The organism is Mesotoga sp. HF07.pep.5.2.highcov (assembly GCF_003666285.1).
GTDB lineage: Bacteria > Thermotogota > Thermotogae > Petrotogales > Kosmotogaceae > Mesotoga > Mesotoga prima.
In genome coordinates, this window is the sequence record NZ_JFHJ01000695.1 from 1 (window position 1) to 23,902 (window position 23,902).

At 45.1% G+C, this 23,902-nt stretch carries 18 protein-coding genes and 3 pseudogenes; 13 read left to right on the plus strand and 8 right to left on the minus strand.

Features of this window, described 5'->3' with window-relative positions:
• Nucleotides 1-1,313 (plus strand): S8 family peptidase (locus tag BG32_RS14745; RefSeq protein ID WP_121527046.1); only part of this gene is annotated, 1,313 nt, incomplete at its 5' end.
• A gap of 133 nt (nt 1,314-1,446) precedes the next feature.
• Here BG32_RS14745 and BG32_RS14750 read toward each other — a convergent pair.
• The 3 genes from BG32_RS14750 to BG32_RS14760 form a co-directional block, all read right to left on the minus strand.
• Nucleotides 1,447-2,679 carry a RimK family alpha-L-glutamate ligase gene (locus BG32_RS14750; RefSeq protein ID WP_121527047.1) on the minus strand — a complete coding sequence of 411 codons (1,233 nt, stop codon included), beginning with the start codon at nt 2,677-2,679 and terminating at the stop codon, nt 1,447-1,449.
• A 262-nt stretch (nt 2,680-2,941) separates the two neighbouring features.
• Nucleotides 2,942-4,090, minus strand: coding sequence for a glycosyltransferase (locus tag BG32_RS14755; protein WP_121527048.1), 1,149 nt, complete (start codon nt 4,088-4,090; stop codon nt 2,942-2,944).
• Nucleotides 4,087-5,091, minus strand: coding sequence for a glycosyltransferase family 2 protein (locus BG32_RS14760; RefSeq protein WP_259459788.1), 1,005 nt, complete (start codon nt 5,089-5,091; stop codon nt 4,087-4,089). The genes BG32_RS14755 and BG32_RS14760 overlap by 4 nt, the downstream gene beginning before the upstream one ends.
• A gap of 246 nt (nt 5,092-5,337) precedes the next feature.
• On the opposite strand from BG32_RS14760, the gene BG32_RS14765 reads away from it, so the two are divergent.
• From BG32_RS14765 to BG32_RS14820, 12 genes and pseudogenes are all read left to right on the plus strand, one after another.
• On the plus strand, nt 5,338-6,537 hold the full coding sequence (locus BG32_RS14765; RefSeq protein WP_121527049.1) for a glycosyltransferase: 1,200 nt from the start codon (nt 5,338-5,340) through the stop codon (nt 6,535-6,537).
• Complete coding sequence (locus tag BG32_RS14770; protein WP_183084352.1) at nt 6,527-7,525, plus strand: glycosyltransferase family A protein; 999 nt, start codon at nt 6,527-6,529, stop codon at nt 7,523-7,525. Before BG32_RS14765 ends, BG32_RS14770 begins: the two co-directional genes overlap by 11 nt.
• A 95-nt stretch (nt 7,526-7,620) precedes the next feature.
• Nucleotides 7,621-9,114 carry a murein biosynthesis integral membrane protein MurJ gene (murJ, locus tag BG32_RS14775; protein ID WP_121527051.1) on the plus strand — a complete coding sequence of 498 codons (1,494 nt, stop codon included), beginning with the start codon at nt 7,621-7,623 and terminating at the stop codon, nt 9,112-9,114.
• A gap of 74 nt (nt 9,115-9,188) precedes the next feature.
• A complete protein-coding gene (locus tag BG32_RS14780) occupies nt 9,189-9,815 on the plus strand; it encodes a hypothetical protein (RefSeq protein WP_121527052.1) in 627 nt (208 codons plus the stop codon).
• 42 nt (nt 9,816-9,857) lie between these two features.
• A complete protein-coding gene (locus BG32_RS14785) occupies nt 9,858-10,091 on the plus strand; it encodes a hypothetical protein (RefSeq protein ID WP_121527053.1) in 234 nt (77 codons plus the stop codon).
• Nucleotides 10,088-10,959 (plus strand): annotated as a pseudogene (gene rfbA / locus BG32_RS17270) (glucose-1-phosphate thymidylyltransferase RfbA). Before BG32_RS14785 ends, rfbA begins: the two are co-directional and overlap by 4 nt.
• On the plus strand, nt 10,956-12,104 hold the full coding sequence (locus BG32_RS14795) for a glycosyltransferase family 4 protein (RefSeq protein ID WP_121527054.1): 1,149 nt from the start codon (nt 10,956-10,958) through the stop codon (nt 12,102-12,104). Before rfbA ends, BG32_RS14795 begins: the two are co-directional and overlap by 4 nt.
• 41 nt (nt 12,105-12,145) lie before the next feature.
• Nucleotides 12,146-12,694: pseudogene (gene rfbC, locus BG32_RS14800) on the plus strand (dTDP-4-dehydrorhamnose 3,5-epimerase).
• Nucleotides 12,695-12,861: 167 nt separating this feature from the next.
• Nucleotides 12,862-13,830, plus strand: coding sequence for a dTDP-4-dehydrorhamnose reductase (gene rfbD / locus BG32_RS14805; protein WP_183084353.1), 969 nt, complete (start codon nt 12,862-12,864; stop codon nt 13,828-13,830).
• On the plus strand, nt 13,827-14,954 hold the full coding sequence (gene rfbB / locus BG32_RS14810) for a dTDP-glucose 4,6-dehydratase (RefSeq protein ID WP_121527056.1): 1,128 nt from the start codon (nt 13,827-13,829) through the stop codon (nt 14,952-14,954). Before rfbD ends, rfbB begins: the two co-directional genes overlap by 4 nt.
• 178 nt (nt 14,955-15,132) lie before the next feature.
• On the plus strand, nt 15,133-15,804 hold the full coding sequence (locus BG32_RS14815; RefSeq protein ID WP_259459790.1) for a winged helix-turn-helix transcriptional regulator: 672 nt from the start codon (nt 15,133-15,135) through the stop codon (nt 15,802-15,804).
• Nucleotides 15,797-17,103: pseudogene (locus BG32_RS14820) on the plus strand (nucleotide sugar dehydrogenase). Before BG32_RS14815 ends, BG32_RS14820 begins: the two are co-directional and overlap by 8 nt.
• Before the next feature lie 1,405 nt (nt 17,104-18,508).
• On the opposite strand, the gene BG32_RS14825 reads toward BG32_RS14820, so the two are convergent.
• From BG32_RS14825 to BG32_RS14850, 5 genes are all read right to left on the minus strand, one after another.
• Nucleotides 18,509-19,900, minus strand: a complete 1,392-nt coding sequence (locus BG32_RS14825; RefSeq protein ID WP_121527057.1) for an ATP-binding protein — start codon at nt 19,898-19,900, stop codon at nt 18,509-18,511.
• An 890-nt stretch (nt 19,901-20,790) separates the two neighbouring features.
• Nucleotides 20,791-21,138: a DUF86 domain-containing protein gene (locus tag BG32_RS14835; RefSeq protein ID WP_121527059.1), complete on the minus strand. Its 348-nt coding sequence runs from the start codon at nt 21,136-21,138 to the stop codon at nt 20,791-20,793.
• The gene (locus BG32_RS14840) at nt 21,131-21,433 is read right to left on the minus strand and encodes a nucleotidyltransferase family protein (RefSeq protein WP_014730878.1); all 303 of its coding nucleotides are present in this window, start codon (nt 21,431-21,433) and stop codon (nt 21,131-21,133) included. The genes BG32_RS14835 and BG32_RS14840 overlap by 8 nt, the downstream gene beginning before the upstream one ends.
• Before the next feature lie 256 nt (nt 21,434-21,689).
• Nucleotides 21,690-22,664, minus strand: a complete 975-nt coding sequence (locus BG32_RS14845) for a nucleotidyl transferase AbiEii/AbiGii toxin family protein (protein WP_183084354.1) — start codon at nt 22,662-22,664, stop codon at nt 21,690-21,692.
• Entirely contained in the window at nt 22,651-23,424 is a 774-nt protein-coding gene (locus tag BG32_RS14850) for a type IV toxin-antitoxin system AbiEi family antitoxin (RefSeq protein ID WP_121527061.1), read from the minus strand. The genes BG32_RS14845 and BG32_RS14850 overlap by 14 nt, the downstream gene beginning before the upstream one ends.
• Between the last annotated feature and the right edge of the window lie 478 nt (nt 23,425-23,902).

The following is a 23,902-nucleotide window of genomic DNA, read 5'->3' on the forward strand; positions in this document are numbered from 1 at the left end:
AGGTCTATGCGGAATTCGGCTTTATCAAGGCTTTGTCCGCGAAGATTCCCGTTGAAGCGATCGACGGGCTGCTGAGAAATCCTCATGTAGTCTATGTAGAACCAAACATACAACTTCATGCTCTTGAAGAGCAGTATTTGTGGGGTATGGACAGAATCTATGGAGACGAGTCCTTCATTTTCCCAACATGGGTCACATCAACTGGGGACGGGGTTAAAGTCGCTATTCTCGACACTGGAATTGATCCAAGCCATCCCGATCTCGCCGGTAGAGTCTCTCAAGGCGTTGATTTCACAGAAACTGGTTCGAGTTTCGACGACAACGGACACGGGACTCATGTTTCCGGAACTGTTGCTGCGATCTACTCCAATAATAGCGGAGTCTACGGTGTTGCGCCTTCTGCATCTCTTTATGCTGTTAAGGTCCTTGACTCAACCGGAAGCGGTTATCTTGATTGGATTATTGCAGGCATCGAGTGGGCCATAGCTAACGAAATCGATGTAATCAACATGAGTCTGGGTACCCCAAGCGATGTGCAACCCCTTGAGGACGCGTGCAATGCTGCGTACAAGGCAGACATACTTATTGTTGCTGCGGCGGGAAACAGTGGTAACAAACCTGGAAATAGGGACACCGTTGAATATCCTGGAGGATACGCCTCTGTAATTGCTGTAGCGGCTTCCGATTCAAACGATTTGCGAGCTTCTTTCTCGAGTACAGGACCCGACGTAGAATTAATTGCGCCCGGTGTTAGCATATTGAGCAGTATTCCCGGAGACGGTTATGCCTATTACAGCGGGACTTCCATGGCTTCGCCCCATGTTGCTGGAGTGGCTGCGCTTGTTCTTGCCGCAAGGCCTACGCTTACCAACGCAGAGGTTAGATTGATTCTTCAGCAAACGGCGGAAAATCTGGGACTGAAACAGGAGCATCAGGGATTCGGACTGGTCAGGGCAGATCTAGCAGTCCAAGCGGCCTCTGTAACTACTCCTCCCGCTTCGGACACTGATCCCGAACCCGGCACTGTAACAGTTTCCAATATCAGCTATTCATTGAGCAGAAATGCGAAGCATATGTATGTTTCAGTTCAGCTGGAGCCGTTTGTCGTCGGAGCAAGTGTTTCGATAGAAGTTTATCTTAATAGCGGTAGCTCCCCGTACTTTGCCGGAACGATCACTACAGATACTTCCGGAGTCACCAAGTTCACAGTTGTCAATGCACCCTCGGGAACTTATTCAACAGTAGTGACAGACATTTCGGCAGCTGGGTACACCTGGGACGGTGGCTATCCAGAGAACAGTTTTGAGAAGTGATAGCGGATTCCAAAGAAAAAGCCACTCCCTTTGAATCGTGCTGTTCTTGATAGAGGAAAGCTTTGGTTTTGAAGTGCACAGGTATGCTGAGGCCACTTTTATTCTCGGTATTTTAACTCTTACGTAGCTTATCTCATTTGCAGGCACTGAGATCCTTATACAAATTGCCTTTTTCAATCACGGGGAGAATGTTCTCTTTCTTCCATGTTTCAGGCGAAGAAAGATAGTTCATTTCAAAATAAGCTTTGAGGATCTCGTCTTCATTCCAGAACATTCCGTGTTTGAACTCTAGTTTTCCGTCTTTATGAAGAAGGTAGAATCCCGGATGTCCGTCGACTGACATTCTTACCGGCGTCCTGCTCCAGGTGAATTGAGAGAGCTCGATTATTTTGTATTCTCCTTTAGCATTTCTTATCATATCGACAGCGATAGAAGACCCTGAGAGATGGTAGAAGACTTTCAGCGCTATTTCAATAGCCTCTATCGGAATATCTGTCTTTCTGACTTTGTGGCCGCCGGAAGCTCTGAAGTCCCTATCGGGACAATCTCTGAAGTAGCCTGTTATCATGTTGGAAGAGACTAATATCCGCAGGTCGTACTTGTCTCCTTCAACGAATCTCTGAAAATATACATAGTCTTTCTGTCTTACGCATGGCCAGTGCGACTTTCTTCCATATCTCGAGAAGCTGCTTCTGGCGATTTTCATTGCCGCTTTCGGGCTCTCAACGAGGAATACTTCCTCAGAAGTCGAGCCTTTGCTCATTTTCGAAACCTGAGGATAGGTCAGCCTGTGAATCGTCTCTTCTGTTTCTTTGTAGCTGTGGGAAATGAAAGTCTCGGCTACTGGAAGCCCGTAGAACCTAAGAAGTTCAACCTCCATCAGTTTGTTATCATACAGCATCATCTCGTGAAGGCCGGGGAAGGATCTTATGCCCATGTTGTTTTCGATAATACTTATCTTCCTCTTGATTTCTTCATGCTCCCATGGTCCAGAATCGAGGGACCAGATTATTAGATCGAGCTTTCTGGCTTTATCGAGCCAGTCAGAGGTTCTGAGATCGAACACTTCGTACGGAATCGAGTTTTTCTTCAGAAAGTGCTCGTACTTTACCCAGTGAGGTCTGCTGTTATGATCCATAGTAAGGCCAACTCTAGGCTTTTCAATACTGTCTGGCCAATCTATTATCATATCAAGAAGCCTGTACTTCTTCCCCTTCTCGATCTTTGAAGAGTCTCCAAGTTCATCATCTCCGATGTAATCGGAGATAACTGCTTCATCTCCAACTTCCTCATAAGTGATCTCACGAATGTCTGGTCTTCTTAGAAGCCTTACCGAAACAGCTCTTTTCAGTCTTGAAAGATTCATCAGATAACTCTCCCGTCGAAAAAATGGATTAATTTCTCATACACAGTGACAATCCTACTATCATGCATATGCAAATACCATGCAATATCCAGTATTGATGACTTCAGGCAAATCCAATAACTCTTCGCGAGAGTTCTAGATCTACTGGAACAGAGTAGTATAGTTTCTCTGGAGCACCAAAACAAAGATATCGACTCACGGATCAGATAGCAAACAAATTGACCAAATAGAAGTTACCAGGCTCGCTACCGCATGATTACTGTCAGGAGTTCTCTCCAAAGTCTTTACTGTTCATACCAGATGCTTCAAGCCGTTCATAAAGCGCCAGCATTTCTTTCTCCGAGGCGCTCCACTGGAAGGATTTAGAAAGCATCTTTGCCTTCGATCCCATCTCTCGTATCAAAGCTCTGTTTTCGCAGAATTCTCTCATCCTCTCGGCAATTTGAGTCACGTTTTCGGGATCTACATAGAGCGCGCATGGCCCTCTGTCAAGGATCTCTCTCCAGGCTCTGAAGTCTGAAGCGATCTGTGGTTTTCCCAGAGCCATATACTCGAAAAGTTTCAGCGGAGAGGATTCTTCCTTGCTCTTCCCCCTATGCACAATGAGAAGGCCGACATCAGATTCTGCAACCCGCTTCATAGCATCCAGATAAGGCATTCTGGGAGAGAAAGAGAACTCCGGATATCCCTCCAGTGTCGAATCTATAGATTCTTTGATTCTTTCGCTATAGACAGGACCGACCAGCTCAAGAGTCAGATCAACCCCATCGGCCCTTAGCAACTTGAAGGCTTCGATCGATTCGACTATTGCTCTATCGTCATCAAGTGATCCAACATAGATGAACCTAACAGGACCCACTTCACAGTCGCATGATGTATTTGAAAGCTCTTCCAGGAGATCGAGTTCTGGGTAGTTGGGGACAATTGCAATATCTTTGTAACCGCCGACGCTTGACAGGTATTCTTTTACGGTGATGATTATTGCATCGAAAGTCTCTATAGCGGAACTCTGATATCTCGCAAAGATCTTTGAAACCATTGGTCTTACAATTCTCGGAATCCAGTTCTTCATAAGTATCACTGAGGGGTAGTCTTCATGGATGTCGTAAATTACCTTCTTTCCAAGCTTCTTAAGCTTCTTTCCAAGTCCTATGAGCTCGGGGTCATGAAAGTGATATACATCTGCGTCTACTTCGATTGCCTTAGTAAACGCTTCCTTCGATCCCTTAAGAAATCTCTTAACCCTTCCTCTCTGCCTGGAAACAGTTATGCGCTCAACGGAATCGACTTCAAAGTTACCTTCCGGTGCTATGAAAGATACTTCATGTCCTGCTTTCACAAGGGAACGAAGTTCTCTATTTATCCTAACGTCATCTGGCGGATGAACCGTGGTAATCACGCAGACCCTCATCTTTTTCCTCCGAATAGAAGCCTCAGTAGACCGGCTATAGAACCAAGACCGTAGGCAAGGTGAAGCAGCGGGAACAAAACCATCGCGAGCAGTAGAGACGACTTTTCACTGCACTGGCCCATGATTCTTACCGAGAAGATCAGATCCATTGTCAGATACAGGAGCAATGGAATCAGCCAGAAATATGTCAGTGCGGGCGGAAAGAAAGGCAGGAACACTCCAAATAGGAGGAAGAGAGTGAAGATCATTGGTACGAGATGCCTCGCTGAGAATGGTGTCTTAGAGAATCTCGAAGCGAAGACTACCCAGAATCCATTTCCGAAATTGTTCTTCAGAAAGCCCTTCAAATCCGAACGGCTATAATATGTTATCTCTAGTTCCGGTGACAGCAGTATCTTTCCTCCGCTTCTTTTTAATCTTAGATTGAACTCAATATCCTGGTTTCTAACAAGGTTCTCATTGAAGAGACCGATTTTCTCGAAGACCTCCTTCCTGTAAAAACCAAAAGGAACGGTATCGACCTCCACCAGTTTCTCAACTCCAGTTCTGAATTTAGAGCTGCCTACGCCAAAGCTGCTGGAAAGGACTTTAGATATCACTTCTGCTAGCAATGTCTCCTTCGAAGGCACAGTCTTGATTACTCCGCCAACATTGTCTGCCCCCGTTTCTTCAATGAGCTCAACACACTTTCTGACATAATCTACGGGCGCAACCGAATGAGCATCGAAAAACATGACATACTCACCGCTCGACGCTCGGACCCCTATGTTTCTCGCAACGGGAGTAATCTTTTTCTCGTTCAAAAGCAGTCTTACTTGACTGTGTGCCAATGAAAATCTCTCGACGATTGCTCTAGTTTGGTCTTCGCTCATTCCGTCCACAACGAAAATCTCAAGTTTACTCGAAGGATAGTCTGATTGGAGTAAGGACGCGAGGCATTTCTCAATAGTCTTCTCCTCGTTCCTTGCAGGAATAACTATGGTAACTAATGGCTTCTCCATGTCTCTAACCCCATTTAGAAAGATTAATGGCATTTCATGCTTACTACAGATTCTATCATGCAACTAGAAGACGATCATACTCCGATGCCGGTAGTATAATCTCTTCAGGAAGACTACTCGATTCCAATGAAGTTTTCCATGATACCGGCCTTATAAAGATATTCGCACGATTTGGGAAAAACCCATCAATTAGCGGTTTGTTTGTATGTGTCAGTGTCCACAGTCTCAGGAGGTTCGATTCTACCAATGAGAATAGTTGTAATTACCAATCTATATCCAGCATATATTAGTCAATTGGCATCTGAAAACACTCAGGTCGTTCACTTCTTCTCAAGAGAATGGGTTAAACAGGGTCATCAAGTCGAAGTGTTCGCTATTTGGCCTTACTACCCGACTTTTTTCAGCTTCTTGCCCGGAGGAAGAAGACGTCAAAAGTATTCATTCGAAGAAACCTTCATCCTTGACGGGGTTCAGATCACTAGAATACCTTTCGAAAAGTTTCCTCGGCTGCTTTGCTCGGAGAGGGCTTTTTCTGGTGCAAGTGAGACTATTCTCGAACATATGAAATCAAGACCGGATGTTGTAATCTGTCACAGGATGGATCCTTCGGCTCCAATTGCGGCAGAAGTTGGAAAAAGGCTCGGCGTGAAGTATTTACTTGTACTCCACAAATCTGACCTGCAGAACCTTGACAACGGAAGATATTACAAGAAAGCCGCCTTTGTTCGTTCGCTTGAGAATGCTGCGGGAGTCGCGTTCAGATCAGAGTATCTGCACCGCTGGTTTGACGGACTATTTCCCGACCTTAGTAAGCCAGAAGCCGTATTGAAGTCGGGTCTCCAAAGAGAGATATTTGAAACACGTGAATTCATAGTCGAAAAGGCCAGGAGACCTATAAGAAGATTACTAACCGCATGCAGGTTGATAAAGGACAAGAACGTCGATTCTGTAATTCGTGCAACGCGAAGAATTCCCGACATCAATTTAGAGATTGTTGGAGACGGTCCGCGTATGGGCGAACTTAAGAAACTCTCCAAAAAGATCGGCGTTGAAGGCAGAGTTTCTTTCACCGGAAGGCTTAGTCATTCCGATACGCTATCTAGAATGCGAGTGGCAGATGTCTTCGCGATGCCCAGCACGCGTGAAACCTTTGGAATGGTCTATCTTGAGGCAATGAGCAAGGGATGCATTACTATCGGGTCTAGAAACGAGGGAATAGATGGCACCATAGTAGACGGTCATAATGGATTTCTAGTAGATGCCGGCGATACTGAGGATTTGGTTCGCAAAATCTCTATGATAAAAGACCTTTCGGTTTCTGAAAGGGAGAGGATTCTTCTTAATGCCCACGGGACACTAGAAGGTATGACCGAAAAAAGGGCAGCCACTGTCTACCTGTCTTTCATAGAGGATGTTCTGACAAGGGATGAAGGAAATGATAAATGACATAGCGATTTCTGTTATTGTTCCGGCATACAATGCGGGGAATCATATTACTAGAAGCCTTGAATCTTTACTTTGTCAGACCTTCACGAGTTTTGAGATTATTGTGGTGGATGACGGTTCGACTGACGATACGTCATCTGTCGTGGAAAGCATTCTTGCAAGGAGCACTTTGAAATCTACACTTCTTCACCAGAGGCACGGAGGTGTAAGCAGGGCAAGGAATTTTGGCCTTGAGAAGGCAGTGGGTCGATATATTTACTTTCTGGATTCAGACGATTATATTGATAAATCATCACTCGAAAAACTACTCAATGCTGCTTTTAACTCTGGCTCAGATTGTGTGATGTGCGGGCTGACGAAGGTCGACGAAACGGGAAAGGTCTACTGGTGTTCCAACAGGTGTGGCTTCCCGAACGAGGAGTCTATCTCAGCCGATGAGCTGTTTCCTTTGCTTGTGAGAAACACAGTATATTTTAGAGTTGGGAGCGTCCTCTTCGACAAGGGCACTGCGGTAACCAATGAGCTTCATTTCACCAATGGGTGTACCAACGGCGAGGATACGGAATTCTTCCTCAAGATGTTCTTCCATTCCAGAAAGGTGTCTTTTGTAGATGAGGAGCTTCTCAATATTCACGCGATGAAAGGCACGGCCTCAAGAAGGGCCTCCCTGAAGCTTTTCCATTCTGTGGGATCGCTGAGGCGACTGCATAAGTATCTTCTGCAGCACGGTGTGGATGATGAGACGGCACAGTATCTTGAACACCGAAGAATTCCTCAGACCTACGTACAGATTATCAGGTATCTAGCTAGAATGGGGATTGGTTTTAGGAACTATCTGGCAATTGCCAGACACGGCCAGATTAGAGCGCAGATAAAGAAATTCGAAAGGCTTGGCGAAGATAGAAGCGACAGAAGTGCTGAACTGGAGGTCAAGGTACTACTCAGGTTTCCCGTTATGTTTTATCTTTATGCCAGGCTCTTCCGTTGAGTCAATGAGATTTCCATTAAGAGGCTTACAGGTATAACTAATCCAGATATGCTTTTAAAATTGTTATGGATGGAAAGAATCAAAGGTGATTCGTCTTGAAAAAGGAAATTCAAACAGTCGCAGCAGGCTCCTTGTATATAACGATATTCACGCTGCTATCAAAGGGACTGGGGTTCTTTAGAGAGGTTCTTACCGCAAATCTCTTTGGTACCTCATGGCAGATGGATGCAGTGGTAATTGCGCTTTCTCCCGCCAGAATCATTACAAGTATTATATCCGCAGGGTTGATTTCGGTTTTCGTTCCACAGTATATAAAGATTAGGAAGAGAGATACAGAAGATTCTCGAAGATTTGTCTGGTCGGTTCTTGTGACGTTTGGAATCGTCTATGCGGCATTCGGTGGATTTCTGCTACTCTTACCTTCCTTTTTCGTGAAGATATTCGCTCCCGGGTTTTCAAGCGAAGTTCTTGAATATGCCTCAGATGCTCTCAAACTCCTTTCAATATTTCCTTTGATAAGCGGTTTGCAGCAGCTCCTTTCCGGACTGCTGAAGGCAGAGCGACAGTTCCTCCAGTATTCCGTCGCTCAGCTGATCTTCAACGTATTCGCAATCCCACTGATTTTCTTCCTTTCTCCTTATTTGAACGAGATCTCGATCGCATATGGATGGATAGTCGGAAATGCACTTGTTACGGTGATCATGTTTCTATACTCGAGTAAATTCATCTCGGCTTCCAAGAGGATCTTCTCTGAAGATCTTAGGTTCATCCTGTATTTGGCTGCTCCGCTTGTTATTTCCAGTGGTCTAGGTCAAGTAAGCACTATAGTGGATAAGGCATTCCTTTCGCTCCTGCCTCCGGGACAGATATCCGGTCTTCATTACGCAGATACTCTTCTGGGAATCGTTTCGAGCGTATTCATCATAAGCTTTTTGGAGACCACACGTACGGAGTTGTCGGAGTTTGTCGCAAACGACGATGTTCGCAATGTTCAGCTTCGAATGAGAAAGACGGCAAAGACATCGCTCTCAATCGCAATACCGATTGTTTTTTGGATCGCACTTATGGGCGAGCCTCTCGTCCGGCTTGTTTTCGAGCATGGGGAGTTCACTTCGGAATCAACGACTGTTGTCGCGATTGCAATAATCGGTTACACTGCCAGGATTATCTTCCAACCGCTAGGCTTTTTGGCAAGACAGTTCTTCATATCACACGGGAGAGTAAGATTCATGGTGTATCTCACATTCTTCGGGATTGGCCTGAATTTCTTCTTTGATTGGATTCTTCTTGAACCGTTCGGTATTGGCGGAATCACGGCGAGTACATCGCTTGTTACCCTTATATCTACGGCAATATGGGTGTATCTCGTAAAGAGAAAGGGGGTCTCCTTCGTTCCGTGGAAGACCATAGTCATGCTTCTTGGTCTCTCAACTGCGATTGTACTTATCTCGCTTGTAATAAGAAATATAGCGAGTGAAACGCTTTTCCTTATAGTTGGAAACTGTTCCTTCTTTGCACTTACGCTGTGGGCGACAAGAGATATAATCAAATATATACTTCGTAGATTAATCCCTAGGTTCTTCTCCTGAAGACTTTTCGAGAGGATGATCGAAAAGTTGAAAGAGAGACAGTAGTTGTAATACTTAACTGGAATAACGCCGACATGACAATTAAGCTGCTCAACAACATAAGGGATGTCGGTGAAAACTGTGATGTCATCGTTGTCGACAACAATTCCTCTGTCGAGGAAAGAGACGCGTTACAAAAGTACTTCTGTCGTGAAGGTTATCCATGCTATTCAGAGGGCGAGATTGACCATATTTCCGAGAGGCAGGATAACCTGCTGCTGCTTCTCAATGACAACTACGGATACGCAAAAGGCAATAGCTTCGGGCTGCGGTTGGCATCAAGACTGAAATATGAATATGCCGTGATCTCGAATAACGATATAGAGATTGTCTCTCCAATAATTGATAACCTGAAGGGAGTTCTCGAGTCTCATCGAAACGTAGCCGTTGTCGGTCCTAGGGTCTGCGCGCCAGGGAAAAACAATGGCCCGTTTGACAAACTCGGCATGCGTCTAATGTTCTGGAGGCCTGCATTCTATCCTTTTCACTGGTTGACTTTTCACATAAGTAGATTATTCCGACTGAACCAACCAGGATTGAAAGAGATTGAAGAGGAGGAGTTGTCCTTTCCCTATTGCGTCAGCGGCTCATTCATGATGGCCAGAATTTCTGCTCTTGAGGAAGTTGATTATTTCGATGAAAACACGTTTCTCTACTCCTAGGAGATGATTCTCGCCGAGAAGCTTCTTCAGAAAGGCCTACGTATGGCATACCTTCCTGCAAAAGAAGTTAAGCATCAACATGGTGCATCTACGGCTCAATTAGACTCAGATTTAGCAAAACTTGAATTCGAGTCACGTCTGTACTATTTCGGACGCTACAGAGGTTACGGTAAAGTAAGGATCGCGATGTTGAAAGTTGCTTCCTGGATCTACAAAAAGATCTGGTTCCCGCTCTTTCAGACATCAAAGAAGAAACTGAGAGGAGTCAGAGAATGAAGGGTATAATTCTTGCAGGCGGTGCCGGCACAAGGCTTCAGCCGTTGACCAAGGTAATCTCCAAGCAACTTCTTCCCGTATACGACAAACCGATGGTCTATTACCCGCTCTCGGTTCTGATGCTTGCTGACATACGAGAGATACTCTTGATTTCAACTCCGCATGATCTACCGCTCTTTGAAAAGCTTCTCGGTGATGGTTCCACATTGGGCGTCTCATTCTCTTACGCAGTGCAAGAGACTCCTAGGGGGCTTGCCGATGCATTCCTAATTGGCGAGGAGTTCATCGGATCTGAAACCGTTTCCCTGATACTGGGAGACAATATCTTCTATGGCCAGGGCCTGTCGGGCATTCTGAAGAGGGCTTCATCAATCGATGAAGGAGCCTGATCTTCGGTTACTATGTGAAGGATCCAAGAGCATACGGAGTGGTTGAGATAGATGAAAAGGGAAATGCGGTATCTATAGAGGAAAAACCTAAGAACCCAAAATCCCATTACGCGGTTCCCGGGCTTTATTTCTATGATAATCATGTAGTGAAAATTGCAAAGAGTCTTTCTCCTTCTGCGAGAGGAGAGCTGGAGATTACAGATGTGAACGTTCAATACATGAATTCAGGCAAACTCAAAGTCGAGACACTTGGAAGAGGTTTTGCCTGGCTCGATACCGGAACGCACGAAAGCCTTCTCGAAGCTGCAAGCTTTGTGGAGACAATTCAGAAGTGTCAGGGTTTCTATATAGCATGTATAGAGGAAATTGCTTTCAGAAAGGGCTTCATTGACAGAAAGCAGCTAGCTCTTCTTGCAGAATCTTACAATAACTCCAGTTACGGACGGTACCTTTTGGATCTACTGGAGAATGAATCGTGAGACTCAAAATCGCATTTGTCACTTCAAACGATCCTACCAGTATTACATCCTGGTCCGGTACTTCAAGCCACATGTACACAGGTCTGAAATCCTTCGCAGAAGTAGAACCTATCTGTCCTAGTCTGAGCAAATTCCAGAGACTTTACCTTCGTAAATGGAGCTTATTGGAAAGGCTTACGGGAAAGAGATTTCTTTCCAAACACAGTATATCTTACTCTCGTTTTTGCTCACGATACGTCCAGAGAAAACTCGGAGATGGAAAGTTCGACCTTGTTTTTGCGCCTGCTGCAAGCGCTGAGATCGCTTTTCTTAAGACCAGTCTACCGGTGATCTATCTCTCCGACGCAACATTTAACCTGATGGTCGATTATTATGAGAGATTCTCGAATCTTTCAAGAACTTCGGTTAAAGCTGGGAATCTCATTGAGAAGAGAGCTCTTTCACTCGCAAAGAGAATAATAGTCTCTTCTCACTGGGCAGAGAACTCTATCCTGAAAGACTATTTAGTACCCTCTGATAAGGTTACTGTGATACCATTTGGTCCGAACATCACTACCGCCACACATAGAGAGAGCGGTCGCTCAAGAAGTTTGAAGCAGCCAATAAGATTGCTCTTCGTCGGCGTCGACTGGAAGAGGAAGGGCGGAGAGACTGCATACATCGTTATGAAAGAACTAAACAGCAGGGGAGTAGAGACTTACCTAACTGTTTGCGGTTGTGTTCCTCCAAAAGAATTTGATGACAAGAGAATGAACGTAATACCCTTTCTTGACAAGTCGAAAAGAGATGAACTCGATACCTTCTACAAACTCTTCGAGGAGGCAAGCTTTTTCATCCTCCCCACAAGAGCGGAATGCTTTGGAATGGTGTTAGGAGAAGCGGCTTCCTTCGGTCTTCCGGCCCTTGCTACCAGAACCGGTGGGGTGGGAGAAGTGGTTAATGATGGTGTCTCGGGTTTTCTCTTTGATTCTCCCGATAACCACCTTGAGTACGTGGAGAAGATTCAATCACTACTGGAAGATGATCATACGTATTCACGTTTGTGTGAAGGCGCGTTGAATAGATCCGCTAATGTGCTTAACTGGAAAGTGTGGACTGAAAGAGTTCAATCCCTCGTCAGCGATTTGGTTTCATCGAAGGGCTAATCACAGACTAGCGCGATGCTTGATTGGTCAAGGAGGTAATGATGTCAAAATTCAAGATAACCGAAACGTCATTCGAGGGTCTCTATTTGATACAACCTTCTGTTTTCAATGACCGGAGAGGAATGTTTAGAGAAACTTACAATAAGAAAGAATTCGAAGAACTGGGTATTCCGGAGATGTTCGTCCAAGACAATCATTCGCGATCGAAGAAGGGTACTCTAAGGGGACTTCACTATCAGGTGAGGAAGCCGCAGGCCAAACTTATCACAGTCACTAGGGGAAGCGTCTTCGACGTAGCCGTTGATCTGAGAAAAGGTTCCGATACTTTTGGGAAGTGGTTTGGTGCTGTTCTGAGTCAGGAGAACGCGCTAGAAATATTCATTCCTGAAGGCTTTGCACATGGTTTTCTTGCACTTTTCGACACGGATTTCTTGTACAAGTGTTCGACGTTTTATGATCCCCAGGACGAAGCCGGAATTATTTGGAATGACAGATAAATCAGTGTCAAATGGCCGCTTGAAGAATACGGAATAAAAGAGCCTTTATTGTCTGAAAAGGATAAGAAGTGGCCGATGTTGAAAGAACTGTAGCTTGGCAGATTTGAGGATTAGCAGAATTAGCGCGTAGCATGTGGCTCGTTGCTCGTGGTCGAGTCTTTTTTATGGAACTTGCGACGAGCTACGTGCTACCAGCTACGAGTTCAATAAGCGGATCTGCCAATCCGGCTAATCTGCTAAACTACATAAGTGAGGTGTGTATGAAACTTCTAATAACCGGAGCCAACGGACAACTCGGACAGGATCTACAAAAAGAATGTAAGCGGCGAGGTATTCAATATATTGCTACGGACTATTTAGAAGGTAGCACGTTGCACGAAGCACCTGGAGCAGATGACTCTTGCGACGTGTCACGTGGCACGACCTACGAGCCAAATGCAAATCAGCCAATCTGCCAATCTGCTAATCAACTGCTTCACCTAGACATTACCGATCTTAAATCTGTGAGAGTAGCTGCCTCACAAACGAATCCTGACGCAATAATCAACTGTGCTGCATACAACGCAGTGGATAAGGCAGAAGAAGACTGGGAAAATGCATTTTTGGTCAACGCTATCGGTCCAAAGAACCTCGCGATAGCCGCAAACGAAAGAGGAATTCCTCTCATGCATTTCAGCACAGACTATGTTTTTGACGGAAAGAAGGGAAATTCTTACTTCGTATGGGATGAGCCAAAGCCATTATCGAAATATGGACAAAGCAAGCTATATGGTGAGCAGCTCGTTTCGCTCTTATCCAATCGTATCTTCATTGTCAGATTAAGCTGGGTTTTCGGCGCCGGGAACACGAACTTTGTCAAGAAAATCCTCGAATGGTCGAAAGGGAAGAATGAACTAAAGATTGTAGATGATCAGATATCCTCTCCGGCTTATACTGTCGATCTTTCCAGCGCGATCCTCGATCTTCTCGAAACCAAAGCTTATGGAATATACCACATGGCCAACACTGGATACTGCAGCAGATATGAATGGGCAAAATACATACTCGAGCTCACAAGATGGAAGGGAAAGATTGTCCCGGTTAAGAGCAGCGACTTCAAAACGGCGGCACAGAGACCGGAATTCTCTGCCATGAATACTTTCCCGCTAAAGGAAACGATTGGATACGAACTGCCAGACTGGAAAGGCGCGACTAAGAGATTTCTAAAAGACTTGGGGGTAATTGAATGACTCTTCTTGTTACAGGTGTCGCTGGTTTTATAGGGAGCAACTTCGTATATTACTATCTTCGCAAACACCCTGAGAGAAAGATTATCGGTCTGGATAATCTGACTTATGCAGGAAATCTGGACAATCTTTCAGGATTAACTGAAGAAGAGAGAAAGAGATTCACCTTCATAAAAGGCGACATTTGCGATACCGAACTTGTTGAAAGCATCTTTAACGAACAAGACATAGATGGAGTAATAAACTTCGCAGCCGAATCTCATGTGGATAGATCGATCCACGATCCGCAAGTATTCCTGAAGACGAACATACTCGGAACACAGGTTCTTCTCGATGCCGCAAAAAAGCACTGGAGAGGTGAAAACGGCTGGAAATGCATAGATCTTACTAAACATGAGTCAGAAACAGATAGATCAATCTCAGCCAATCTGCAACGCTGCAAACCTGCCAAGTTTCTTCAGATTTCAACCGACGAAGTCTATGGAGCTCTCGGACCCACAGGATACTTCACGGAGAAGACGCCTCTGGACCCTCACAGTCCGTATTCTGCATCTAAAGCTTCGGCCGATCTGATAGTAAAAGCGTACTACGATACTTATGGACTGCCCGTCAACATAACCAGATGCTCGAATAACTATGGGCCTTACCAGTTTCCAGAAAAGTTAATACCCCTCATGATTAATAACGCACTAAACCACAAACCTCTTCCGGTCTATGGAGACGGCAGACAGATAAGGGACTGGCTATATGTTGAAGACCACTGCAGGGCAATTGATTTGGTTTTCGAGAATGGTGAGTCTGGGGAAGTCTATAATATAGGCGGCCACAACGAGAGGGAGAACATCTACATTGTGGAGAAAATAATCGAAATACTTAGAAAAAAGACTGGCGATTTGGAAATAAATGAATCACTCATAAAACACGTGACCGACAGACTCGGCCACGACAGAAGATATGGCATAGATCCTACTAAGATAACTGAGGAACTGGGATGGAAACCAGATATCATGTTCGATGAAGGAATAGAGCTAACCATAAACTGGTATTTGAAGAACAGAGGATGGGTTGAAAGCGTTATCTCAGGAGAGTATCTTGAATTCTATAGCAAGAACTACGATCTTCAGTGATTTTCATCCAGTTTTAGTCTGCACATGGATATCATAACTCAATGATAGGCGAGTCTCAAATTTCCTCTGCAATTCATTAATCGATATTCAGAGCAATGACTTTCGAGACAATTGCAGGGCAGAAATTACTGTGTTATCATTCACTCAGTGAGTGATTATCTTTTAGGGAGATGTTGCCGTGTATCAGGAACTTGGGAGTTTCTTCAATCCTTCTCCAGAGATGAGAGAGCTGAGTATACTGAAAGCCATAGCCGAAAACCCTTCGATTTCTCAGGAACGCCTCTCAAGGGAAATCGGGATCGTCCCTTCCATGGTTCACAGATATCTCGATGATTTTGAAAAGACAGGCCTAATAAAGAAGACAGGAGAAAACAGACGGACAATGAGCTATGTACTGCAAGGTGAGGGAAGAAATAGGCTGCAGTACCTTACCGTGGCCTATCTTTCTGATGTGGCGAAGATCTACGCTCAATCGAGGAGTGTTTTCGGAGAAGTTCTAGACTTCATTGGCATGAATGGATTGGACAGGGTATATCTTTACGGGGCAGGTATCGTTGGGAAAATGCTTTCAACAATCTTGCTTTTCGAGAGGATAGAAGTTGTTGGCTTTATTGACGATTCGGCTATCAAGAAGGGAAAGGAAGTTAGCGGTGTGCCAGTATTCGATCCTGACCAAGTGATAGAAACCGATTACGATGCGATTATTGTGGCCTCTTTTGCTCACGCATCTTCGATAATTAGCAGAGCGGAAGCAAAAGGTTTCCAGAGACTCTATGTATTTGAGATCTCTGAAAACGGCAGCGTTTCTCTAAAGAAGCATAAACAGAATGGAGGTTTTGGAAATGACTGAGGAGAGAATTTTGGATGAGAGCGCAAAGGTAGGAATAATTGGAATGGGTTATGTTGGGCTTCCTCTTGCAGTGGAGGTAGCAAAGGCAGGCTTTGATGTCACAGGCTTTGAGATAAGTCACGAAAGAGTCGAACTCCTTAATAGCGGCAAAAACTATATAGCGATGTAGATGATGCCGAACTGGAAAGCCTCGTCACTGGCGGAAAGCTTCGTGGAAGTCTAGATTTCGAGGAAATTGCTTCCTGTGACATTGTTATAGTGTGCGTTCCAACTCCTCTTGATGTCTTCAAGCAACCTGATCTTTCATATATTATCAATGCTTCACGAGAAATTTCGAAATATATGAAATCCGGATCGTTAGTTGTTCTAGAATCCACTACTTTCCCAGGTACGACTGAAGACATAATGAAGCCAATATTGGAAGAAACCGGGAAAACTTCCGGAGAGGATTTCTTCCTCGCATTCAGTCCCGAAAGGGTGGATCCAGGTAACCAGAACTTCAAAACTGGAAATACTCCGAAAGTTGTCGGTGGTTGCGGCGAAAAGTCAACCTCCCTGGCAAAAGCCTTTTACAGTAAAGTTCTCAAAGCTCCGATCTTCGTTGTCAACTCCCCGAAAGAGGCAGAGATGACGAAAATCCTTGAGAATACTTTTAGAATAGTAAACATTGCATTGGCAAACGAAATGGCGATTGTTGCCGAGAGAATGGGGATAAACATATGGCAGGTAGTTGATGCGGCTTCAACGAAGCCCTTTGGCTTCATGCCCTTTTACCCGGGCCCTGGAGTAGGAGGCCACTGCATTCCGATCGATCCATTCTACTTGACCTACATCGCGAGAAAGTATGACTATCACACGAGACTGATAGAGCTAGCGGGAGAAATAAATAATTCGATGCCAGACTATGTTGTTGAAAGGCTAATGAAACTACTCAACGCTCACAAGAAGTGCCTTAATGGTTCGAAAATCATTCTCGTCGGGCTGGCATATAAGAGTGATATCTCTGATCTTAGAGAAAGCCCCGCTCTGGATGTTCTCAGAATTCTTGAAGAGAACGGAGCCATTGTAGATATTGTAGATCCTTACATTGGGCAGTTCGAGTGGCGAAGTGCGAAGAGGAAGACTTCAGAACTGACACGAGACCTTATTACCAATTCAGACGCGGTAATAATAACAACCGCTCATATGAAGAACGTGAACTACGAACTGATCGTTGATAACGCTCCTCTAATCCTAGATACTAGGAGCGTCTTGAGGAAGCTCAGTCTGGACAGCAAAAACAATGTGAATCTTCTGTAGTCAATCATTGGCAGAGCAAGGCATTCTTCGGACCGGGTCAATGAATTGGGCGGTGTTCTACTTGCGTAATTAGCGCTTATTACGAATGACAATTCTGGAATGACGGCGTTTGGCCATTTCGAAAACGTCAAGTATCGTTGTCCTGAACCTGTTTCAGCACATCGATCCAAAAAGCTACTATACGCTGAAATATCCTCTTGCCAGGAAACGGTGGTCGCCGTAAAGAAACGTCCTTGGTTCTTCGTCCAAGACCGTGGACCCGTCCTTCGAAAGATCCGAAGCGGAAGTGATGCTACTATAAAACATTAGACGCAAGGCTGGGCCAGAACATTTCAAGAAGTGATGCTGGGAAGAGCATCCCAGGAAGTGATGCCCGGAGGAACATCCGGGGAAGTGAGGCTGCTTCGCAGGAAGCCTGTCAGGTCAACCGTCATCGGTTCTCCGTCCGCCGATTAGAACGAAAAGCCTGGTCTAGGGTTTGGAAAGAGGAGATCCCGTGCAGACCCATCACGGGATGACAGTTTAGGATTTCTGCTAGGGACCCAAACAGAATCCCTGAGCAGGAGCCCCCAAACAGGAGCTCTTTTGGGTCAGGCTCATTGTGGCAGGATACTCTCCCTTCACGTCATCCTGACAATGCTCCTGGTCAGGATCACGGTCCTTCGCGAGAAATGGAACGTTAGGAGCATCTGGGAGCCAGTGTGCTTCGCACGCCAGTCACCTTCGGTGGCTAGGATCGGGTTACAGAGTGCAGGTTAGTAAGATCGGGTTGACAAAAGCGGGTCATCAGAACCGGGTTTTGAAGAGCAAGATCCCGTGCAGAAGCATCACGGGATGACAAAGCGAGTAGATTCAGGGCAAGCTTAAGGGGTGATACCACTTCACGTCATCCTGACAATGCTTCTGGTCAGGATCTGGGCTTTTGGGTTTTACGAAGCATGCACGCGAAAAATGGGACCTTAGGAACATCTCGGAGCCAGTGTGCTTCGCACGCCAGTCACCTTCGGTGGCCAGTCTCGCCATCGGCGAGGCCAGTTCCGGCTAAGCCGGGAGAAGAGCGGTGGCTAGGATCGGGTTACAGAGTGCGGGTTAGTAAGATCGGGTTGATAAAAGCGGGTTGTCAGAAACAAGTTTTGAAGAGCGAGATCCCGTGCAGGTGCATCACGGGATGACAGAAGGTGAGCTCATCAGGGCAGGCTCTACGGGGTGACAACCCCTTCTCAGGTCAACCATCAAGGGTCCACCGTCCCCCGATAAGAACATATTTTAGTCGAAAGACGCAATGCCAGCGGAGAAAAAGCCGGGACGCAAACCACTGGAGAACATCAGTGGCCGCAAGGCTGCCTTCGGCAGGAGGCCTTCGAGACTTTTGCCCTAATGAAACCACTTGAGATCCAATTTCGTTTCAGGCAAAGAGGTCGTCTAAGGTCACCAGGTAAACACTTGCATCTCTTGCAGCTAGTTCTTCCAGATCTGCAGTAAATCCTCTCTTGGAAAAGATCACGAATATCCTGTCTTGACAAGCGATAAGCGATCCCTTTTCTCTTAATCTCTCAAGTTCGCCTACGCCGACTCTAGCGTTTGTCCACTTGCATTCACCGATTATTACTTGACTATCTCCGAGACCAAGAAGGTCAATTTCCTCTTCCTTCTTCTTTGCCGGGTTGTTTCCCCACCATTTTCCCAACTTCGTGATCCTGAAGGGAAGTTCTCCCCTGACACTCTTGTGCGATAAATATTCCCTGCATATGTTTTCGAAAGCTAGACCTAGATACTTGTTGAGTCCGTCGGCGATCTTCTTGTTCAGAAGCTCTTCTGTCATACCGGTTTCGATAAGGGAGAGGTTAGGAAACACAAAGGTGTACCAGAATTTAAAAAGGTTGTCTCTGATATAGTAGATCGCCTTCCGTGAAGTGTTCTTCTCTGTAACGGGCACTTCTCGTCCCAATATATTCAAGTTCAGCAGTGTAGCTATGTACTTTGCAGTCTTATCATTAGGCTCTCCTATCCTTGTGCTTATCTCGTTCAGGCGACAAGCACCTTGCGCAATTGATTCAATTATTGTGTTGTAGAGGGAGGGTTCGCGCAGTTCCTGTCTCAACAAGAATCTCGGCTCGGCATAAAGATACGCCGATGTATCGAGAAAGTTGTTTGCAATATTCTCTTTATATGGAAGATGCTGGTTCCACTTCTGCAGATACTGCGGGATGCCCCCCAAAATTCCATACGCGATAATTTTTTCTTCGTTGCTCAGTTCCGGAAAGAACAGCGAGGCTTCGCGATAGGTGAATGGCTCGACTCTCATCTGAGCAGTTCTTCTTCCAAACAAGGGGCTCCTACTGCCCAACACTTCACTCTCCATGAAACTCACAGATGAACCGCAAAGAACTAAATAGAGCCTTGTTTCAAGTAGCTCATGATCTATTAGGCGCTGTAAAACTGACGGGAAATAGCTACTAGCATTCGCCAAATATGGGTACTCATCTATTACTAGGAGAAGACGCTTTTCTTTTGTTTGGGACGCAACGAACCTAATCGCCTTCTCCCATGACTCAAAAGAAGATAATGTGTCTTTCTGGCCGAAGTGCTCTAGAACGACTTCCGAAAAGTTTCGCAGCATCATTTTCTCGTTGACCTCATCGCAGACAAAGAAGATGCTTTCCATCTCTTTAGAGAACTCTTTCAGAAGAGTGGTCTTACCGACTCTTCGACGTCCATAAACAACGGCCATCTCGAACTTTCCACTGTTCTTTAGCTTCCTAAGAGAAGCAAGCTCTTTCTCTCTGTTGATGAACATTTAACAACCTCCAACACAATTACTAACTCGTAAGTTACTAACTCTAGAGTTAATTATATCATTATCTGTGTAGTTCTCTTGTAGGGGCGAACGGCTGTTCGCCCGAAAAAGGTCCTGGTTGGAATCTCTGCCTTTTACGCGAAAAATGGGACAGACAATAGGAGCGTTTGGGAGCCAATCTACTGACACAGGTCCGTCACTCTTTGCAGAAGTGAGGCTCGCTGGCGCGAGGAAGTGATGCCCGGAAGAACATCCGGGGAAGTGATGCTGCTTCGCAGGAAGCCTGTCAAGCAAGACGTCAACGGTTCTCCGACAAGAGTTGTAAGACGCATAGCGCCGAAGATCATCGGCGGACGCAAGGCCGGCAAATTCATCCCGGGACGCAGGGCTGGCAAAGATCATGCCAGGTCGCAATGCCCGCTTCGCGGGGAAAGAGCCGCTTGGATAAGAAACGCTGAAGGCTGTACGCTGGAAAAAGGATGATCGGGTTAATAGAGCGGGTGTGAAACAGAGGAGCGGGTTACAGAGTGCGGGTTAGAAAGATCGGGTTGACAAAAGCGGGTCATCAGAACCGGGTTTTGAAGAGCAAGATCCCGTGCAAAAGCATCGCGGGACGACAAGGTGGGTGGATTTAGGGGCAGGCGCTACTGGATGACAATTTAAGATGATTGTGCAGTTCTCTTGTAGGGGCGAACGGTTGTTCGCCCGAAAAAGATCCTGGTTGGAATCTCTGCCTTTTACGCGAAAAAGGGGACAGACCATAGGAGCCAATCAGTCCCTATTTTCGCTTACAGCATTCAGAGGTTCTTTGCATCTTTGGATTATTTTCACACCATGGCTGAACTTGTGCATCGACGCCCGACAGGCGAAGATCAAGTTCGGAAGTCATTTCAGTTTTCCTCAGTCTGAAGTATTTCACGTATCCCCGCTCTTAGAGAAGGTAAGTCACTTACAATGACCGCCCACACTATGTCATAGTTGACACCTGAGTAGTCGTGAATCAGTCGGTCTCTTGTTCCAGCTATTGCTCTCCACGGAATATCGCTGTGGGCTAGTCTGAAGCTATATGGGAGTTGTTTTGCTGCTTCTCCTATTATCTCAATGTTTCTGATTACTGCATCCTGTGTCTTCAAATCTGACATAAATTCATCATATGACATGTTGTCTGCATAGGCTGTGATTCGATCTATGCTGTCGACTATATCCTCAAGGATCTCAGTAGTTTCTCTCTTAGACATATTTTATCGACTGCTCAATATCCTGCCTAATTCTGGCGTTTCGTATGCTTTTTAATCCAAGAGGAGTTAGTAAATCAACCTTCTTTCGTACGATGCGTTCAAGCTGCTCCGCGAGCTCCACAAATTCTAAACCAGGCACCCTATCAAACTCTATGTAGATATCTACGTCGCTGTCGTCATTCTGATTTCCTTTCACATACGAGCCAAAAACCCCTATCTTCGAAACAGAAAAACGATCTTTTAGTTCGGGAAGGCTTTTACGCAATGCTTCTATAACGTTTTCTAGGTCTTGCATAATATCACCTCACGGGAATTCTATCACACCCGTTAGAATGGTTGAGTAAAACTGGCAGAGTTCATGCCAGGCAAAAATGCTGTCTCCGCATTAAGTGATGCCCGGAGGAACATCCGGGCAACTGATGCTGTCGCTTACGCTCCAGGAGGATTAAACAAAAGAGAGAAGTTCGAGAACTTGATTCCTTTTAAGAGAGCCGCAGAATGATAGCGTTTGGTAATTCTGTAAGGCTTACAATTCATCATCTTAACTTGATTCAGCATCTTGGTCCTACTTTGTAACTCTTCAAACTTCGTTTGTTTTCCACAGCGCCATCGGGGTGGAATCTTATTCTTTCAACAATTTCCTTATCATCGAATAGCAGCCCAGGATCATAGTCATGCTTCCTAAACCTATCTATGAAATCTCTCTCTTCTATTGTGAAAACAAGTAGTTCTGAAAGGAATTTCTCAACCTTACTGAGCATTTCATCAAGATCAATTTTCTCTTCTTTCCGAAGCACCGGGAGAAGTTCGGTGCGTATTCGGTACTTAGTAATGCTTTTGAGCCTGTCAAAATCGAAGCTTTCAGGAATACCAGTACTTCCTATCGAAAAATAGAAGAGGGTGCACTTTCTAAGTAGTTCTATCTCTCTTTCATTCAAAGAGAGAAGAGAGATCATTTTGCTGACATCATAGAGATCACGAGCTGCTCCTCTTGTGAGAAGTGCAACTATTTTGCTTGAAAGTATTTCGATAGAACTTACACACCGACTTCTTATTTCTTGAATGATTCCAGGAATCGCAGTTTTTCTGACTTCCAAAGGTAATACATGAGCTCTCATTGAAAAGTTGATCTCGATCTTTATATTATCTTTTGCTCCTCCTGAATTAGTGTATTCGAAAACGTGTGATTCGAGAGAATAGTGACGCTTCGATTTGTCACTATGTCTATAACCGTTCGCGTCCATGAAAAGAGTAATCTTATCTGTAATGACGGTCCTATCTTCAATCATGATTTCCCTAGATATGCTTCTGCAGTAGTCAAGGTCAATATCAACTGATAGCCTTGGAAGCTGAATGATCATTAAGTTGATTGCCGTTCCGCCTTTCAAAGCGAAAGAATCGAATAGAAGCGTATCCGATTCTATGAATTGAAGTACCTCAACTAATCTCAATGTTTTCTCATATGTATCACGGACAAATCCAAGTTCCGAAGCTAGCTGCCCGATAGTTTGTTTATCGTATCTCACCTGTATCTTCTACTCCTTTCGAGACTATTGCCAAAAGATCTTCCGGGACAAGGAGCTTCCATCTTGAATCGTAAGTTGGTGATTCAAAGCGTATTGCGTTATAGAAGTATCTAACACTCTTGCCTTTCTCGTGTTCACATAGCTCGAAAAAACCTTCTGATAGGCGAAACTTTTCTTGAAAATGACTCAGTATGTATCCGGTCTTCTGATAAAGAAATCTCTTATTATATTGACCCAAATACGATATCAATCTACTTTCACGGAGCGAGGGAAGAGCGTCTAAACAATTGAGAAGTTCCTCTAGACCACCAATTCTCTCAAAGTCATTGATGCTGTCTAGAGTAGTTCTCTCCACGTCTGTTGTCCTAACCCCATCTGGATTAATAACAACTCCCTCATATATTCGCGGAGAAATGAAACGATATCTCACATCATCATAGGAAAACTCAGCGAACTTCGTTTCTGCGCTCACATATACCTCATAATATACTTGGTTGGCATACCCGTAATATTCAAAAGCAGAATGATGCGTAATATAAGACCGTGGCTTGATCTTCGATGCGATTCTATAGCGCCCAGCCATTGCCTGTCCCGTCTCTAAGCTTTTCGTCACATATAGGTTTCGCTTCACCTGATCAATCAAGCCACGCCTCTTGTAGTTCTGTAGGAGTGAATCGGCTGTTTCGCTCTTTCCCACAAGTTTCTCGACATCGCTCTTTGTGAAAACTCCCAGTCTCGCCAGTTGCTCGTAGTATTTCAAATCAATCACCTTCACTGTTTTAATTCTAGCACATTACTGGTGCTTTCTTCATATTTACGAGCCCAGAATAAAGCATGTCTGGGATTCCGATTTCGTATTCCTTTACCCATGTTTAAATGACAGACAGCTTATACTAGACCTATAAGGGTTTACCGTCTGCCTGATGAATCAAACTGAAAAAGAACAAGCCACCTAAAACAGGCTAGTTACTCTTTGCAGAAGTGAGGCTCGCTGGCGCGAGGAAGTGATGCCGGGAAGAGCATCCCAGGAAGTGATGCCCGGAAGAACATCCGGGGAAGTGATGCTGCTTCGCAGGAAGCCTGTCAAGTAAAACGTCAACGGTTCTCCGACCAGAACGAAAAGCCAGATCTACGGTTTATGAAGAACGAGATCCCGTGCAGACCCCCTGAACAGGCCCTTTTCAGGGCAGGCTCTACGGGATGACAACCTAAGATGATTGTGCAGTTCTCTTGTAGGG

What these genes read in the sequence shown, in the direction of transcription:
- BG32_RS14835 (WP_121527059.1), bottom strand. Translation starts at nt 21,138, where the DNA reads ATGTCTAAGAGAGAAACTACTGAGATCCTTGAGGATATAGTCGACAGC.
- BG32_RS14765 (WP_121527049.1), top strand. Translation starts at nt 5,338, where the DNA reads ATGAGAATAGTTGTAATTACCAATCTATATCCAGCATATATTAGTCAA.
- BG32_RS14760 (WP_259459788.1), bottom strand. Translation starts at nt 5,091, where the DNA reads ATGGAGAAGCCATTAGTTACCATAGTTATTCCTGCAAGGAACGAGGAG.
- rfbB (WP_121527056.1), top strand. Translation starts at nt 13,827, where the DNA reads ATGACTCTTCTTGTTACAGGTGTCGCTGGTTTTATAGGGAGCAACTTC.
- BG32_RS14825 (WP_121527057.1), bottom strand. Translation starts at nt 19,900, where the DNA reads ATGTTCATCAACAGAGAGAAAGAGCTTGCTTCTCTTAGGAAGCTAAAG.
- BG32_RS14780 (WP_121527052.1), top strand. Translation starts at nt 9,189, where the DNA reads ATGACAATTAAGCTGCTCAACAACATAAGGGATGTCGGTGAAAACTGT.
- BG32_RS14750 (WP_121527047.1), bottom strand. Translation starts at nt 2,679, where the DNA reads ATGAATCTTTCAAGACTGAAAAGAGCTGTTTCGGTAAGGCTTCTAAGA.
- BG32_RS14770 (WP_183084352.1), top strand. Translation starts at nt 6,527, where the DNA reads ATGATAAATGACATAGCGATTTCTGTTATTGTTCCGGCATACAATGCG.
- rfbD (WP_183084353.1), top strand. Translation starts at nt 12,862, where the DNA reads ATGAAACTTCTAATAACCGGAGCCAACGGACAACTCGGACAGGATCTA.
- BG32_RS14755 (WP_121527048.1), bottom strand. Translation starts at nt 4,090, where the DNA reads ATGAGGGTCTGCGTGATTACCACGGTTCATCCGCCAGATGACGTTAGG.
- BG32_RS14785 (WP_121527053.1), top strand. Translation starts at nt 9,858, where the DNA reads ATGGCATACCTTCCTGCAAAAGAAGTTAAGCATCAACATGGTGCATCT.
- BG32_RS14840 (WP_014730878.1), bottom strand. Translation starts at nt 21,433, where the DNA reads ATGCAAGACCTAGAAAACGTTATAGAAGCATTGCGTAAAAGCCTTCCC.